Consider the following 239-nt stretch of genomic DNA (forward strand, 5'->3'; position numbering starts at 1 on the left):
GCGCGTGGTGGTCGGTAATGTCGAGATAGGTGCCGCGTGGCAGCGGACCTCCAAGGACAACAACACCGTCTACCACTCGGTCAAGCTCGACGACCCGTCCTTCCCGGCGCCGATCTACGCCAACCTCTTCGAAGGCGACGATGGCGAGTGTGCGCTGATCTGGTCGCGCTGACCTACACCGCGGCGTCTCGCAAACACGCGAGGCGCCGCGGACAGCGCCCCGTCATTATGCGGAGCGA

The 239-nt window shown here is 65.3% G+C and carries 1 protein-coding gene; it reads left to right on the forward strand.

The features are described 5' to 3' along the window. On the forward strand, window positions 1-172 hold a 172-nt coding region (locus G8O24_RS43840; protein ID WP_188108506.1), incomplete at its 5' end, for a DUF736 domain-containing protein. Window positions 173-239: the final 67 nt, after the last annotated feature.

Origin of the sequence: Bradyrhizobium campsiandrae, assembly GCF_014529705.1 — a bacterium.
GTDB lineage: Bacteria > Pseudomonadota > Alphaproteobacteria > Rhizobiales > Xanthobacteraceae > Bradyrhizobium > Bradyrhizobium campsiandrae.